General features: G+C 62.6%; 2 protein-coding genes. Both read right to left on the bottom strand.

What is annotated here, in order from left to right:
- Positions 1-356 (bottom strand): TIGR03089 family protein (locus GBB18_RS10585; protein WP_255444734.1); only part of this gene is annotated, 356 nt, incomplete at its 3' end.
- A 10-nt stretch (positions 357-366) separates the two neighbouring features.
- A partial coding sequence (locus tag GBB18_RS10580; RefSeq protein WP_192796028.1) for an LCP family protein occupies positions 367-1,292 on the bottom strand: 926 nt, incomplete at its 5' end.

Below are 1,292 nucleotides of genomic sequence, written 5' to 3'. Positions count from 1 at the left end.
GAGCGGCCAAAGCCATCGATGGTCACGGCAATGAGCTCGCGTTCCTCTGTACTGTCCAGCCGCGTGGACTCTTGGAACAGCACCTCGCTCTCGGGATCTGTCGCGTCCGTCACACTGAGCTGGGCGGCGGCCGCCCCGAGCAGCAACACCAGCCTTTGCCAGGAGCTATCGACGTCCACGGCGATGCTCCCTCCAGGGCTGAGATCGAGCTCTTCGATGAGGAAGTTTCCCATCTTGGCGGCCCAGTTATCGAGGGTCAGTGCCGAGAAATCCATGCGGAATCCCCGAGCTTCATCGTAGAAGGTCAATACGGGGGCGCTGGGGGCGTCGCGGTGCGCGTCGAAAAGCGTGAGCATGCACCCTAACCTAGTTGACGCAGCGCGGGCCGTCTCCGCCGGCATCGAGCGTGGGGGAGAGCTGAGAGTCATCCAGCTCGGTGCCTGGCTCTCCGATGACCTCGGTGGACTCGCTTTCTACAGGGGCGTTTTCATCCTTCGGCCCGATATAGTCATCGTGCACAACCACCACGACGCTGCCTGGGTTGAGGGTGGGGGAAGAGACCACGGGCACCCCGCCGAGCTTGTCGGCGAGTGCGAGGGCGGCCGGATTCTGCGGATCGGCGGCCACCACTTGGGAGTAGGTATACAGCCCTGCTGGGGCATTGCCGATCTCGCCCATGGTGTAGCCATCATTCTTCAGCGCCCCGCCCACCTGCGCGGCGAGGCCGGTGGTGTTGGTGGAGTTGAGGACGGTGACGTCCGTGATCGCGCTGGGGCCGCTGTTATCGGCTGCCGTGGCGTCATTATCCTTTCGATCCTTCTGGCTGTCCGTGGATTCTTGACCGTCGTGCTCGTCGCGGTTGAGGAGGCGATCAAAGTAATCGTGTACCTCGGTGCGATCCACAGTGACCACCGATTCGCCATAATCGCCCACGCCGTCGATGCTGGTGACGGGTATGGTTTCGAAGAGCACATTGCCGCCGGCCAGATCCTGCAGCTGGGTGGCGAAGCTCATGATGTCCCAGTCCTCGTCAATGATCACCGAACGGGTGACGGCATCGCCCATCTGATTCAACTTGGAGGGGCTGGTGAGCGTGTTGGTTTTGAGTGCGGTCTGTACCAGAGAGGCCATATAGGCCTGCTGGCGCACAATGCGGTCCAAGTCGCCGCGGGGCAGACCGTGGCGCTGACGAACGAAGGCCAGTGCCTCTTTGCCGCTGAGGGTCTGGCGGCCGGCGGGGAAATCCGCGCCGGAGAACTTGTCAGAGGTGGCCTCGTTCAAGCACACTTCCA

The sequence above is a fragment of the Corynebacterium sp. 11A genome, from assembly GCF_008930935.1.
Classification (GTDB): domain Bacteria; phylum Actinomycetota; class Actinomycetes; order Mycobacteriales; family Mycobacteriaceae; genus Corynebacterium; species Corynebacterium megadyptis.
This window is presented reverse-complemented; position numbering and strand designations above follow the sequence as displayed.